The 13,833-nt window shown below is 44.6% G+C and carries 9 protein-coding genes; 7 read left to right on the forward strand and 2 right to left on the reverse strand.

Going from position 1 to position 13,833, the window contains the following annotated elements:
• Nucleotides 1-25: 25 nt before the first annotated feature.
• Nucleotides 26-1,264, reverse strand: a complete 1,239-nt coding sequence (gene dapE / locus RTS09_RS01760) for a succinyl-diaminopimelate desuccinylase (RefSeq protein WP_282841065.1) — start codon at nt 1,262-1,264, stop codon at nt 26-28.
• 170 nt (nt 1,265-1,434) lie between these two features.
• Here dapE and RTS09_RS01765 point away from each other — a divergent pair, with 170 nt between their 5' ends.
• Nucleotides 1,435-2,049 carry a LysE/ArgO family amino acid transporter gene (locus tag RTS09_RS01765; RefSeq protein WP_409418361.1) on the forward strand — a complete coding sequence of 205 codons (615 nt, stop codon included), beginning with the start codon at nt 1,435-1,437 and terminating at the stop codon, nt 2,047-2,049.
• Here the strand turns inward: RTS09_RS01765 and RTS09_RS01770 are convergent.
• Nucleotides 2,035-2,649: a 2OG-Fe(II) oxygenase gene (locus RTS09_RS01770; RefSeq protein ID WP_312533693.1), complete on the reverse strand. Its 615-nt coding sequence runs from the start codon at nt 2,647-2,649 to the stop codon at nt 2,035-2,037. The genes RTS09_RS01765 and RTS09_RS01770 overlap by 15 nt on opposite strands.
• A gap of 133 nt (nt 2,650-2,782) precedes the next feature.
• On the opposite strand from RTS09_RS01770, the gene RTS09_RS01775 reads away from it, so the two are divergent.
• The 6 genes from RTS09_RS01775 (at nt 2,783) to aceE (ending at nt 13,819) form a co-directional block, all read left to right on the forward strand.
• The gene (locus RTS09_RS01775; RefSeq protein WP_312533696.1) at nt 2,783-3,670 is read left to right on the forward strand and encodes a 23S rRNA (adenine(2030)-N(6))-methyltransferase RlmJ; all 888 of its coding nucleotides are present in this window, start codon (nt 2,783-2,785) and stop codon (nt 3,668-3,670) included.
• Nucleotides 3,671-3,799: 129 nt separating this feature from the next.
• Nucleotides 3,800-4,720, forward strand: a complete 921-nt coding sequence (pssA, locus tag RTS09_RS01780) for a CDP-diacylglycerol--serine O-phosphatidyltransferase (protein ID WP_312533699.1) — start codon at nt 3,800-3,802, stop codon at nt 4,718-4,720.
• A 168-nt stretch (nt 4,721-4,888) separates the two neighbouring features.
• Nucleotides 4,889-6,553 (forward strand): alpha/beta hydrolase family protein, encoded by a 1,665-nt coding sequence (locus RTS09_RS01785; RefSeq protein ID WP_312533701.1) that lies wholly within the window; start codon nt 4,889-4,891, stop codon nt 6,551-6,553.
• 489 nt (nt 6,554-7,042) lie between these two features.
• Nucleotides 7,043-9,856 (forward strand): DNA gyrase subunit A, encoded by a 2,814-nt coding sequence (gene gyrA / locus RTS09_RS01790; protein WP_312533703.1) that lies wholly within the window; start codon nt 7,043-7,045, stop codon nt 9,854-9,856.
• A 173-nt stretch (nt 9,857-10,029) separates the two neighbouring features.
• Nucleotides 10,030-10,725 (forward strand): glutathione S-transferase, encoded by a 696-nt coding sequence (locus tag RTS09_RS01795; RefSeq protein WP_312533705.1) that lies wholly within the window; start codon nt 10,030-10,032, stop codon nt 10,723-10,725.
• Between the two features lie 280 nt (nt 10,726-11,005).
• Complete coding sequence (gene aceE, locus RTS09_RS01800) at nt 11,006-13,819, forward strand: pyruvate dehydrogenase (acetyl-transferring), homodimeric type (protein ID WP_312533708.1); 2,814 nt, start codon at nt 11,006-11,008, stop codon at nt 13,817-13,819.
• Nucleotides 13,820-13,833 lie beyond the last annotated feature (14 nt).

Below are 13,833 nucleotides of genomic sequence, written 5' to 3' on the forward strand. Positions count from 1 at the left end.
CATGCAATATTTAGGTTAATAGTATTTAGTCTAACAGCAAGTTTTGTAATATTTGCTCATAAATTGCGGCAAGTTTACCCAAATCTTCCACTTCTACACATTCATCAATTTGGTGGATGGTGGCATTACGCACGCCAAGCTCAACCACTTCAGGCGACCTATTGTCAACATTCAGCGTTGCAATAAAACGACCATCTGAGGTGCCGCCTGTGGTTGAAAGCTCTGTCTCTGTCCCCGTCATAGCTTTAATCGCGGATTGACAGGCGCCGACGAGGTTGCCTTGCGGCGTCAAAAATGGGTTGCCCGATAGTTTCCAGTTGATGTGATAACTGGCTGCACCGTCTTGAAAATGCTTGTCAAAAATCGCATGGGTGGTCGCTTTAAGTTTCTCATCGTTGGTCTCAGTTGAAAAACGAAAATTAAACTCGGCGCTTAAAGTTGCAGGAATCACGTTGTTAGCCCCAGTCCCTGCATTAAGGTTTGAAATTTGCAGGGTGGTGGCAGGAAAATACGCATTGCCATTGTCCCAAGTTTGGCTACAAAGCTCGGATAGTGCTGGCAAAGCATAATGAATAGGGTTCACTGCCAAATGCGGGTAGGCAACATGGCCTTGTTTGCCTGTCACTGTCAAAACGGCGCCGAGCGAGCCACGGCGACCATTTTTGATGATATCGCCCAAGGTGTGAGTACTAGAGGGTTCGCCAATCAAGCAATAGGTTATCGGTTGGTTGCGCGATTGCAATGTTTCCACCACTTTGACTGTACCGTTAACCGAAGGACCTTCTTCATCAGCGGTAATTAAGAAAGCAATTGAGCCGTGATGATTGGGGTGCTTGGCGACAAAATTTTCAACAGCGATAGTAAATGCTGCAATCGCTGTTTTCATGTCTGCAGCACCACGCCCATACAGTATGCCATCTTTGATAGTGGGTTCAAATGGCGGATAGGTCCATTGGCTGACATCGCCCGTGGGCACGACATCAGTATGTCCTGCAAAGCATAATACGGGCGCCTGCGCCTGCCCACGACCTTGACGGATTGCCCATAAATTTTTGACTTCTGCTTCGCGTCCTGTTGCGCCTTTTTCACCAAAGTATAAAAACTCACAATCAAAGCCGAGGTGGTTAAGCCGCTCAGCCAGTATGTTTTGACAGTCAAGGTCAGTCGGCGTCACTGATGGCTCGCGCATCAGCTGTAAACTTAGTGCTAAGGTTTGCGCTTGAAGGTGGTCTAAATCAGTGGCGTTACTGGCATAATCAGTCATTGTCGTTTCCTCAAAATCTCTCAAAAATCTCGCTTATTTGCGCTGCATATTAGCATAAATTAGCGCCTTAGCGGGTCGCATTGTTCGCAATCGCTCAGGATTTTGGCTACAATACGCTTTTTTTCTCACTGTGCTTTTTTTGTGTTTTTTGCGAATGTTACTGGGGACGTGTGGTACTGATGAATATCTCTACTTTTTTAATGGGCATGAGCGTCTGCTTTTCCCTAATTTTGGCGATTGGGGCGCAGAATGCATTTGTGCTGAAACAAGGGCTAAAACAACAATTTGTGTTTATCGTGTGTTTGATTTGCGCATTATCTGATGCGGTATTGATTACGGGTGGCGTGTTTGGTTTTGGCAAGCTGATTTCGCAATTCCCGCTGATTATCACCATCGCCAAATACGCAGGGGCGTTGTTTTTAATTGTGTATGGTGCTAGAAGTTTTATTGCGGCTTATCAATCAGACCAATCGCTCGTGGCGCAGGGTGAAGACGTTGGTAATTTAAAACAAGTGATTGCCATGTGCTTGGCATTTACTTGGCTTAATCCCCATGTGTATTTAGATACGGTGATTTTGCTTGGGACGATTGCATCACAGGTTACCGATAAACTGGCGTTTGCGTTGGGTGCAATTTTATCTTCGTTTATCTTCTTTTTTAGTTTGGGTTATGGTGCGCGTGTGCTGCAGCCGCTATTTGCCAAACCACTGTCTTGGAAAATTCTTGATATCCTCATCGGAGTTGTGATGTGGGGGATTGCGGCAAGTTTATTACTGGCTAATTAGCCCATCTTTTCTCATCCAAGTGGCAATGGAGAAGCGTTCACGATGGGTGATTGCGACTTGATGGACTAAGTTACTGTTAAAAATCACCAATCTGTTACCTTGCGGCTGTAATTGTTGCTGTGTGTCATGTTGGTCAATGACGAAAATTTCACCGCCATCGTGCGCGCCCCAACCCTCATTGAGATAAAAAACCGCCGATAACACACGTTCATCACGCCCTTGCGGGTTGTCTGAATGCCACTGATAACCAAACCCTGCAGGGTAGCGGGCATAATGGGCTTCACTACGGCGAATGCCAGTGTATAAGGTTTGATTAAAAAATTGCGCGAGCTCATTAATCGCTTGTAGATACTGCATACCCATCGGACAGCGCTCATCAATCCAGCGGGTGCTATCCCCGCGAATGCTAGTGATTCGCTCACCCTGCGTCAAATTGGCGGCTTGGTAATCAATCAAGCCGCTCTCTTTTTGTAACGCCTGAAAAAAATTGACGTCAAAACAGTCATCTATAACGATAAATCCGTCATTAACCAGTCCGTCAAGCTGTGCATCATTTATTTTTTCAAACCAGTTGGGCAGGATAAAATTCAACTCTGGCATATGCGCTGTGTTTCCTTCAGCATTGTTTAAACATTTAACTGGGCAATTTTTAGCAAAAACTTCTAGCAAAAACTTCGCCAATTTTTGATAGCTATGCTACCATACCTGCTAATTTGTTTACGAAAAATTTATTATGAATTATCAACACAGCTACCACGCGGGCAACTTTGCTGATGTGGTAAAACACGTTTTATTATTGCAATTACTTGAGATGATGAGCGCCAAGCCAAAACCTTATTATATTTTGGATGCGTATGGTGGTCGCGGTTTGTATTCACTGGCCAGTGATGAAGCCAAAAAAACGGGCGAAGCCATCCATGGCATTACCAAACTGCTAGCGCAAGATAACAGCCAAGCGCCACAGGCGGTGCAAACTTATCTGCAAGATATTGGCTACGCCAAAAAATTCTACGATAAGCATGTGTATCCAGGTTCGCCTTGGTTTATTGCTCATCACATCGAAAAACAACAAGACGCTCACCCAAAGATTAACAATCGCGCCGAAGCGTTTGAATGGAAAGCAAGCGAGTTTGATGCGCTCAACTACCAACTGCACCAATTGCCCATTGGCGTGCAACATCGCAATGCCTATGAAGGGATTTTGGCGGTACTACCACCGCAAGAAAAACGCGGGTTGATTTTAATCGATCCCCCCTTTGAACAGGAACACCGTGATTTTAGCGCATTGGTAGATTTATTGGTAAAAGCGCATAAAAAATGGTCAACCGGAGTGTTGGCACTTTGGTATCCCATCAAAAACAACGATGCGGTTGAGCTGTTTTATAAAAAAATGAAACGCACCGAAATCCGCCGTCAGTTGGTGCTTGAGCTGAATATTTTCCCACCCGATTTGCCGATGGGCTTAAATGGGACGGGTATGTTGGTGATTAACCCACCTTGGCAATTTGATGCTAAAGCCGAAGAAATTTTGCAATATCTACAGCCAATTTTGCAGCATCCTGAAAGCCCACAAATGAGCGTAGAACAGCGTACCAAAGTACAATGGTTGGTTGGCGAATAATGTCACACTTGGCGGGTTAAGTAGTCACAAAACCCGCCAAATTTTGCAATTTGTTACCGAGCTCGATGCACCTAGCAACAGACGATTTATTACAGACGACCTGCAAGAGACAACCTGCAAGGATAATCAATGAATAACGATAATAATAACCAACCAACCCTTATCAAGACGCCCATCGACCCATCCCAACAGCCGCAACAGCACACTAATGATATCAATCCAATTCAGCTTGAGCATCAGCGTAACCGTGAATTGGCAAAAACCGATGACTATGATGGGCTCACCTTTGAAGTCATTGAAAATGCGCGTGTCGCTGACAAAACGATAGCGCAAAAAGGCGTTTATTTAATTCCCAATTCATTTACGCTATTGTCGCTGCTTGCGGCATTTTATTCGATTACCCAAAGCGCGTTGGGGGAAGGGCATTATATGCGTGCCTGTGTGGCGATTTTTATCTCGGCATTGCTAGATGGGTTAGATGGTCGGGCGGCAAGGCTGTTCAATGCACAAAGTCCCTTTGGCGAGCAGCTAGACTCGCTAGCCGACTGCATCGCGTTTGGACTTGCGCCTGCGTTATTGATTTATCATTATGCGTTAGAGCCGTTGGGGCGTATTGGTATCGCTTGCGCCTTTGTGTATGCTGCCTGTGCCGCGCTGAGACTGGCGCGTTTTAATGTACAAATTGGTGTCGTTGATAAAAAATACTTTGTCGGGGTAGCAAGTCCGTTAGCCGCTATTTTAGTCACTACGTTTGTGATGGTGCATATGGATTGGCAAGTTGAATTGCCGGCGACCAGTCCCGCTTTTCAAATTTTGGCAGCCATTTGGGTAGTGATTGCGGGCTTTTTGATGGTGAGTAATTTAAAATACTATAGCTTTAAAGAGTTTGATAAAAAGCGTGTCCCGTTTGTGGCATTGATTTTGATTGTGTTTGCGCTCGGTATCGTGCTGTATAATATTCCTGCAGGACTGCTGGCGATTAGCGTGATTTACGCCTTATCGGGCCCAGTAACTGCGGTTTGGAGCAAGCTTAAACGCAAACCTGTTTAGCGCTACTTTAGGTTTTTTTGTTTCAGTAGCAAATTTTTTTAGAAACGGATGTTCAAATAGTATAAAAACTGGCATGATGAGTGTATCGCTTTCATGCCCGTTTTTTTTGGGTAATATGATGCGTTGTTCAAGGATATGAACCATTAATTTCCTCATAAGGAGTATGAGATGCACCGTCAGGCTGATTTAATCCACCCTGCTTTTAACCTAACCAAAATTTTTATCTCGGTGTGGCTGGCTTCAACTTTAGCCGCTTGTGGTAGCGACAATGATTCCGCGACAACGCCACCTACCAAAACAGGCGTTGCTTCACTGCCCACAGGTAATTTAATCAAAGATCCATTAACGACCAAAAACCTCACCCCCAGCGCCTTAACCCAGTTATTTAATACCACAGATCCCGATTTTAGCAAAGTTGCAGCCACGCCCAAGTGTGGTGTGCGTGTTGAATACATGCAATATGATACTGTTGATGTCAAAGGTAATAAGACCGATGCGACGGGTGCTGTGTTTATTCCAACAGGTACAGATGCAAGCTGTAGTGGCAATCGACCCATTGTACTCAATGCCCACGGTACGGCAACGACCAAAGCCTATAATTTTGCAGAAGTCGGTAATGCCAACAATGAAGCAGGACCAGCTGCGACATTGTTAGCGGCTTTGTTTGCAGGGCAAGGCTATGTGGTTGTCTCACCCAATTATGCAGGTTATGACAAATCAAGCCTAGCTTATCATCCGTACCTCAATGCCCAGCAGCAGTCACACGAGATGGCAGATGCGTTAAAAGCAGGCAGGGAAGTAATACGCCGTACCGGCAGTGCAACCAATGTCGCTGACAATGGCAAATTGTTTATCACAGGTTATTCTCAAGGTGGCTATGTCACCATGGCAACCACACGCTATCTTGAAACGCTTAAAGAACCTGTGACAGCAGCACTGCCAATTTCTGGACCCTATGCCATGGAAGCCTTTGGTGATGTGGTATTTGGTGGCAAAGTTATGCTCGGTGCGACGTTTTTTGCCCCGCTGATGGCTCGCAACTATCAAGAGCAGTATAGCAATATTTATGCTAAACCCAGTGACATGTTCGCGCCAGACAATGCCGATGAAATCCCCTCGCTACTGCCTAGCGCCAGCATGACTGATATGCAGCTCATTTTAAGTGGTAAATTGCCTGCCTCAGCGATGTTTCAAAAAGCCCCAACGGGAAATTCAACGCTGGATGCGTTATCACCGTCTGACCCAGCATTTAGCTTTGGTTTTGACACGACGCATTATTTAGTCAAAAATGACTACCGATTAGGGTACTTGGCAGATGCCCAAAAAAATGTTGATTGGGCAGTGCCTTATTTACAAGGTTATACCAACTATAGCCCAGTGCCTGCTACACTGCCTGAACATCCCCTACGTAAAGCGTTAAAAGCCAATGACTTGCGCGGCTATTTACCAACAATGCCTGTTATTATGTGTGGTGGTAACCAAGATCCGATGGTGTTCTTTGACGTCAATACTAGCTTGATGAAAACGCTATGGGACACTGACACTAATAAAACTAGCGCGACCAAGTTGGGAATTATTGATATTGATGTCACCAATCGTGCCACGCGTCAAAAACCGATTTATCAAACATTAGGTTTTGATAGCGTCAACAATAATAGCATCCAGTCTCAATCAGAAAAAATGCAGGCAGGATTTGCTAGTAAAGTGCAAAATATTGCGGCGATTGCGGCTGCCAACGGGGGCAATCCATCACAAGCCGTCGCTATGCAATATCATGGTTTAGTCACGCCGTATTGTATGGGTGTGGCACAGACATTGTTTAGTCAGTTCTAAGTTTAGCCAGTTCTAAATATGCGATAGCTACTGAACCTATGCCCAATAAACCAACACGCACTTAACTGATACCCATTTAACAAAGCCTGTTTATCAACAGGCTTTGTCATTAGACAGTTTGATATCGAGCCTCAGATTTAATCCGATTATTTTATAGCTTGTAAAAATAGCTGGTTAATTTTGGGCAGTTTACCATGGAGGTAAAATAACACCCGCGAAAGCATGATATTTTGATATTACCGTCGACATTTGGCGGTGAGTTAACTGCTAAATCATGCGTTTTATGCTATAATTATTCCTTTTTACTATCCTAAAAATATAACGGCATCTGTGTTACTTTTCCAAAGGTTTTGATTGGGGTTTTTTGCAACTTTTGGTCAAAATTGCGCATGTTTTTTAAACGCATTGTTGTTAACTTAGGCATCGCCTTGAAAAGTAAAATAAATAAGATGACTCATATATTTAAGTAGCTTGATAAAAGGAGCGTGCATGTCCACCGATTCCGTTAGCCCCATTGGCATCGTCGATGAATTAAAACAATCTTATCTCGACTATGCCATGAGCGTAATTGTCTCCCGTGCTTTACCTGATGTGCGTGATGGGCTGAAACCTGTTCATCGCCGTGTATTATACGCGATGCATGAATTATCAAACGACTTTAACAAACCTTACAAAAAATCGGCGCGTGTGGTCGGTGATGTTATCGGTAAATACCACCCGCATGGCGATACTGCAGTGTATGACGCAATTGTGCGCTTGGCGCAGCCGTTCTCAATGCGCTATATGCTCATCGATGGTCAAGGTAATTTTGGCTCAGTGGATGATGACCCTGCCGCAGCGATGCGTTATACCGAAGTGCGCATGCAAAAGCTTACCCACCAGATGCTGGGTGATTTAGATAAAGACACCGTGGATTGGGAGCCAAACTATGATGGCTCGGAGCAAATGCCAAGCGTCATGCCAGCCCGTATTCCAAATTTGCTCGTCAATGGTGCCACAGGGATTGCGGTGGGTATGGCGACCAATATGGCGCCACATAATCTGACGGAAGTGATTAATGCCTGTTTGGCCTATGCCGATGACCCGCACATCTCGGGTGAAATGCTCATGCAGCATATCACCGGTCCTGATTTCCCAACAGGCGGTATTATTTATGGCCGCTCAGGCATTGTCGATGCTTATCGTACCGGTAAAGGTCGCCTGCATTTGCGCGGCAAATATCACATCGAACCGATGAGTGAAACGGGCGCCAATAAAGAACGTGAACGTATTGTATTTACCGAGATTCCGTATCAAACCAATAAAGCAAAACTGATTGAAAAAATCGCAGAATTGGTACGCGATAAAAAGCTTGAAGGCATTAGCGAGATTCGTGATGAGTCGGATAAAGATGGGATGCGTATCGCCATTGACTTAAGACGCGGTGAAAACGCGGAAGTCATCGTTAACAATCTATTTATCCAAACGCCGTTAGAATCAAGTTTTAGCATTAACATGGTTGCCTTAGATGAAGGTCAACCTAAAATCATGACGTTGCGTGATTTAATTGCCGCCTTTGTGCGACACCGCCAAGAAGTCGTCACTCGCCGTACTATTTTTGAACTCAAAAAAGCGCAGGCGCGTGGTCATTTGCTCGAAGGACTAACGATTGCCCTTGCCAACATTGACCGTATTATTGACACTATCAAGGCATCGGCAAACCGCCAAGAAGCCCGCGACAACTTACTGACCAATACTTGGCAGTCAGGTGGCGTGATTGCCATGTTAGAGGCAGCAGGCAGTCATTCGATTCGCCCTGATGTGATTGAAGGCGAAGACCTAAACGCCCCATATGGACTGATTAATGACAACCAACATTATCGTCTATCGCCTGACCAAGTCAATGCTATTTTGGATATGCAGCTGCACCGTTTAACAGGGCTAGAGCAAGACAAGCTACAGCAAGAATTCAAAGAAATCTTGGCACTCATTGCCCAATTACAAAGCATTTTGGATAACTTTGATCAATTAATGCAAGTAATCAAAGACGAACTAATCCAAATCCGTGATGACTTTGGCGATGCACGCAAAACCCAAATTGTCGATAGTCGCAGTGACTTTAGCCGTGCGGATTTGATTCCTGAACAAACCGTTGTGTTGACTGTTTCACGCACGGGTTATGCCAAAACCCAGCCTATCAGCGACTACATCGCCCAAAAACGCGGTGGTAAAGGCAAGTCAGCCACTGCCATGAAGGCAGATGACGTCATTGACCATATGGTGGTCACGTCCACGCACAACAACGTGATGATTTTTACCGATCGGGGCCGTGTGTTTGGGTTACAAGTGTTTGAAGTGCCTATTGCCAGCCGTGGTTCACGTGGCCGTCCGATGGTCAATCTAATTGCGCTCGATGCCGATGAAAAAGTCACCGCCATCTTACCCGTGACCGAAGACGACAAGCAGAATGACAATAGCTATGTGTTCTTTGCAACCGCATCGGGTATGGTAAAACGCGTCCAATTGTCACAATTTAAAAACCTTCGCGCCAACGGACTTCGCGCTGTTGAACTCAATGACGGCGATAACTTGATTGGCGTTGCCATTACCGATGGCGAGCAAGACATTATGTTATTTTCTAATGAAGGTAAAGCCATTCGCTTTAATGAAAGTAAAATCCGTGCGATGGGTCGTACCGCAAAAGGGGTACGCGGTATGCGGGTGACGTTACTGGCCAATCAAGGTATTGAAGACGACGACACCGAGCTTGAAGACGATAGCCAAGATGACCAAGACAATGACAGTGTCGTTGCGGTTAGTCGTGTAGTATCGTTGGTTGTTGCCCCACAGCAAGGCGAGATTTTATGTGCTTGTGAGCGTGGCTTTGGCAAACGTACCCCTGTCTCTGATTTCCCTGTCAAAGGTCGTGGCGGTAAAGGCATTATTGCCATCAAAACCACGGCGCGTAATGGCGAGCTGGTGCAGGCGTTAGCGGTAACCGATGCTGATGATATTGTGCTGATTTCTGATGCAGGCACGTTGGTGCGTACACCTGTCGGACAAATCGCGCAGACAGGTCGGAATGCACAAGGGGTCACCCTGATTCGTATTTCACAAGATGAATCATTGGTTTCCATCGCTTTGGTTGAAGGCGGTAGTGAAGACGAGCTGGACGAAGATAGCTTAGATACAGCATTGGCTGACAATATCGCGCAAGATGGTACTGATTTACGAGACAGTGCAGATTTGCAAGACATCGAGTTGTCTGAAGCGCTCCAGCAAGATGGTTTACTAGAAGCCGATGCACAACAGCTAGATGACTAATTTGTAGCCTTGCTATTTATAACTTCGCTTTATCAAACCAGCTTATCAATCAATAAGCTGGTTTTTTTTCGCTGAATTCTACAATTTCGCAACAGCCAGTAAGTTTAAAGCCTTATAAAATTTAAAGTTACTTTGTTCCAACAATCCTATTACATTAGAAGACGAGTATACCCATGTCAAAACTGCATCTACATCACCTTGAAAAATCACGTTCGTTTCGTATTCTTTGGCTATTAGAGGAATTAGAGCTGCCGTATCAGTTGACCAAGTACGAACGCCATCATGGTTTGGCACCCAAGTCTTTGCAAAAAATTCACCCGATGGGTAAGGCACCTATCCTGCAAGATAATGGAAAAACGCTGATTGAATCTGCCAATATCATTGAGTATTTGATTGATAACTATGATAAGTTAAGCAACCAGCAAGATGCACAGCCAATCTCACAACTGGTGCTGAATAAAAAATTTCGCCCAGATTATGGCAGTGAAGCGTATGAGCAGTATCGATATTGGCTGCATTTTACCGAAAGCTCGTTGATGCCCTTGCTTATTATCCGACTAATATTTGCTACCATGATAAAAAAATCACCGATAGGTATCAAACAAGTGGCAAAATTACTCAAATCGGGGATAGACAAATCTTATCTGAATCCTTCATTAACTGAACAGCTAAAAATGTTAGATAAGCATTTGGGTAGCAATGAATGGCTTGCTGGCAACCAATTTAGCGGCGCTGATATACAGCTTGAATTTGGCATAAACGCCATGCAAGAAACCCATAGTTTAGAGGCAAAATACGCCAACATTCACAATTGGTTAAAAAAATGCCAAGCTCGTCCAGCTTATCAAAAAGCAGTTGATAAGTGTTGATGGTTGACTGTCAAGCGATTTAACGATTTTATCGCTTTACTTTGTCGATAAATTTACTATACGGTCAGAAAAAACAGTTGTTTTTTTTACCTTTATTTCATAACTAAATACCTATCAAAAATTAGCGAAAATACATAAATATTTTTTTCATGTAAAATATTGCTATCGCTATTTATAACAATGTTTTGTGTCTAATAGTTGAATACTTTGAGTCGTTTACAACCTAGCTCCATTCTAGGTTATTTCCATGGATGGATGCCATTGCCAGAAGGAACGAAAAATGCAATATCAGTATTTTAAAGACCCTGATAGTCAAGAAACCCAAGAATGGCTTGACGCCTTTGATTCGGTGATCAAGTCAGTGGGAAAAAAACGTGCTACTTTTTTACTAAAAGCCATCTATGATAAGGCGGTACAAGAAGGGTTACGCGTTAACCGCCTTGATACCGCTTACATCAATACTATTCCGGTAGAAGATCAGCCCTCGTATCCCGGTGATTTAACCCTAGAGCGTAAAATTCGCGCTATCATTCGTTACAATGCGGTGGCGATGGTGATGCGTGCCAACAAAAATGACGACGACTTAGGTGGTCACTTAGCGACCTTTGCCTCTAGCGCAACGTTATACGAAACAGGTTTTAACCATTTTTGGCGCGCAGCGAGTGAAAGCTTTGGCGGTGATATGATTTATTATCAAGGTCACGGTTCGCCAGGGATGTATGCTCGCTCATTTTTAGAAGGTCGATTGACTGAAGAGCAGCTAACGAATTTTCGCCGTGAAGTAGGGGGCAAGGGGCTATCTAGCTACCCACACCCTTATTTGATGCCTGACTATTGGCAGTTCCCAACCGTGTCTATGGGTTTAGGCCCAATCATGTCAATTTATCATGCGCATGTGCACCAATATCTTGAAAATCGTGGCTTGATTCCAAAAGAAGGTCGCAAGATTTGGGCATTCTTGGGCGATGGTGAAACCGATGAGCCAGAAAGCTTAGGTGCTATCTCACTAGCCGGTCGCGAGAATTTAGAAAATCTGATTTGGGTGATTAACTGTAACTTACAGCGTCTAGATGGCCCTGTACGTGGTAACGGTAAAATCATCCAAGAGCTTGAATCTGTGTTTCGCGGTGCAGGCTGGCGGGTGATTAAAGTCATCTGGGGCGGTAAATGGGATACGCTACTAGACAAAGACCATACGGGCGCGCTCAAACACCGTATGCTTGAGACCCTCGATGGGGAATACCAAGTCTATAAAGCGCGTGATGGTAAATTTGTCCGTGACTATTTTTTTGGTAAATACCCAGAACTTGCCGAGATGGTCAAAGATTGGACCGACCAAGAAATCCAAAATTTAGACCGTGGTGGTCACGACCCGATGAAGGTGTATGCCGCATTTAGTGAAGCCATGAAAGCCAAAGGTCAGCCCACAGTGATTTTGGTTAAAACCGTCAAAGGTTATGGCTTATCTAACCAAAGCCAAGCGGTCAACAAAACCCACCAAATCAAAAAACTCGAAATTGACTCATTAAAATACTTCCGTGATCGTTTTGATTTGCCATTTACTGATACGCAGCTTGAAGAATTGCCGTTTTATCGTCCTGATGAAAATTCTGCTGAAATCCAATATCTGAAAGGTCGCCGTCAAGCACTGGGCGGACATTTGCCCAATCGCCGTAGTGGTCATATTCCACTCGATGTCCCAGGGTTAGAGATTTTTGATAAATTACTACAAGGTAGTGCAGGCAAAGAACAGTCTACTACCATGGTATTTGTACGCTTGCTAGCGGCACTGCTAAAAAATAAAGCGCTGCAAGAGCGTGTGGTGCCAATTGTTCCTGATGAAGCCCGTACTTTTGGTCTTGAAGGTATGTTCCGCCAATTGGGTATCTACTCGGCATCGGGTCAAAATTATACCCCTGAAGATCATGAAGCTTTGATGGGTTATAAAGAAGCCAAAGACGGTCACATGCTTGAAGAAGGCATTAATGAAGCGGGTGCGATGAGTGCTTGGATTGCCTTAGCGACCAGTTATTCAACCAATGCGTTACCGATGATTCCATTTTATATCTATTATTCGATGTTTGGTTTCCAACGCGTCGGTGATTTAGTTTGGGCTGCAGGCGATATGCAGGCGCAAGGCTTCTTGCTTGGCGGTACCGCAGGTCGTACCACACTCAATGGCGAAGGCTTACAGCACCAAGATGGTCATCAGTTGATTTTATTTAACACGGTGCCAAACTGTGTCACTTATGACCCATGTTATGGTTATGAGTTAGCGGTTGTGATACAAGATGGTCTGCGCCGTATGTATGGTGAAGGCGAACGGGTTTTCTATTATATCACCTTAATGAATGAAAACTACGAGCAACCAGCCATGCCAACAGGGGTAGAAGAAGGCATCAAAAAAGGCATGTACTTGCTCAAAGATAATGGTTCAAAACAAGTGCAATTGCTAGGTTCAGGCGTGATTTTACGTGAGGTTGAAAAAGCCGCACAAATTCTAGCTGAAGAATTTAACATCAATGCCAACGTGTGGAGTGTCACAAGCTTTAATGAACTCACTCGTGAAGGCATGGCATGTGATGAGTACAATCGTCTGCACCCATTAGATGAACAGCGTACACCTTGGGTTACTGAACAACTTGCACAGCATGAAGGTATCGTAGTCGCCGCCACCGACTACATGCGCATTTTCTCTGAACAAATCCGCGCCTATCTACCAGACAGTCGTCCGTATGCCACCTTAGGTACCGATGGTTTTGGTCGTTCGGATAGTCGCCGCCAATTACGTAGTTACTTTAAAGTAGATGCCGCCCACATTGTGGTGGCAACACTTAAACTATTGGCAGATGAAGGTGAAGTTGATGCGCGTTTGGTCAAAGATGCGATTAGTAGCCTAGGTATTGATGCCGATGCTTCACCGGCTTGGCATCCTCAAGTACAAATCGACCAATCCCCAGATGCACCAGCGATTTTAGGCGCGAATCCAAAACCTGTACCAACCTTGGTTGAAGAGGATGATGAAGCGATTTCAGCAGACGGCAAAGCAGAAGATAAAGCCGATGCGCCAATTCTTAACGACAAACCTGAATAATAGAAATCAATAGT

Source organism: Moraxella sp. CTOTU47618 (assembly GCF_032017425.1).
GTDB classification, from domain to species: Bacteria; Pseudomonadota; Gammaproteobacteria; order Pseudomonadales; family Moraxellaceae; genus Faucicola; species Faucicola tetraodonis.

What these genes read in the sequence shown, in the direction of transcription:
- RTS09_RS01795 (WP_312533705.1), top strand. Translation starts at nt 10,030, where the DNA reads ATGTCAAAACTGCATCTACATCACCTTGAAAAATCACGTTCGTTTCGT.
- gyrA (WP_312533703.1), top strand. Translation starts at nt 7,043, where the DNA reads ATGTCCACCGATTCCGTTAGCCCCATTGGCATCGTCGATGAATTAAAA.
- pssA (WP_312533699.1), top strand. Translation starts at nt 3,800, where the DNA reads ATGAATAACGATAATAATAACCAACCAACCCTTATCAAGACGCCCATC.
- RTS09_RS01770 (WP_312533693.1), bottom strand. Translation starts at nt 2,649, where the DNA reads ATGCCAGAGTTGAATTTTATCCTGCCCAACTGGTTTGAAAAAATAAAT.
- RTS09_RS01785 (WP_312533701.1), top strand. Translation starts at nt 4,889, where the DNA reads ATGCACCGTCAGGCTGATTTAATCCACCCTGCTTTTAACCTAACCAAA.
- dapE (WP_282841065.1), bottom strand. Translation starts at nt 1,264, where the DNA reads ATGACTGATTATGCCAGTAACGCCACTGATTTAGACCACCTTCAAGCG.
- aceE (WP_312533708.1), top strand. Translation starts at nt 11,006, where the DNA reads ATGCAATATCAGTATTTTAAAGACCCTGATAGTCAAGAAACCCAAGAA.
- RTS09_RS01775 (WP_312533696.1), top strand. Translation starts at nt 2,783, where the DNA reads ATGAATTATCAACACAGCTACCACGCGGGCAACTTTGCTGATGTGGTA.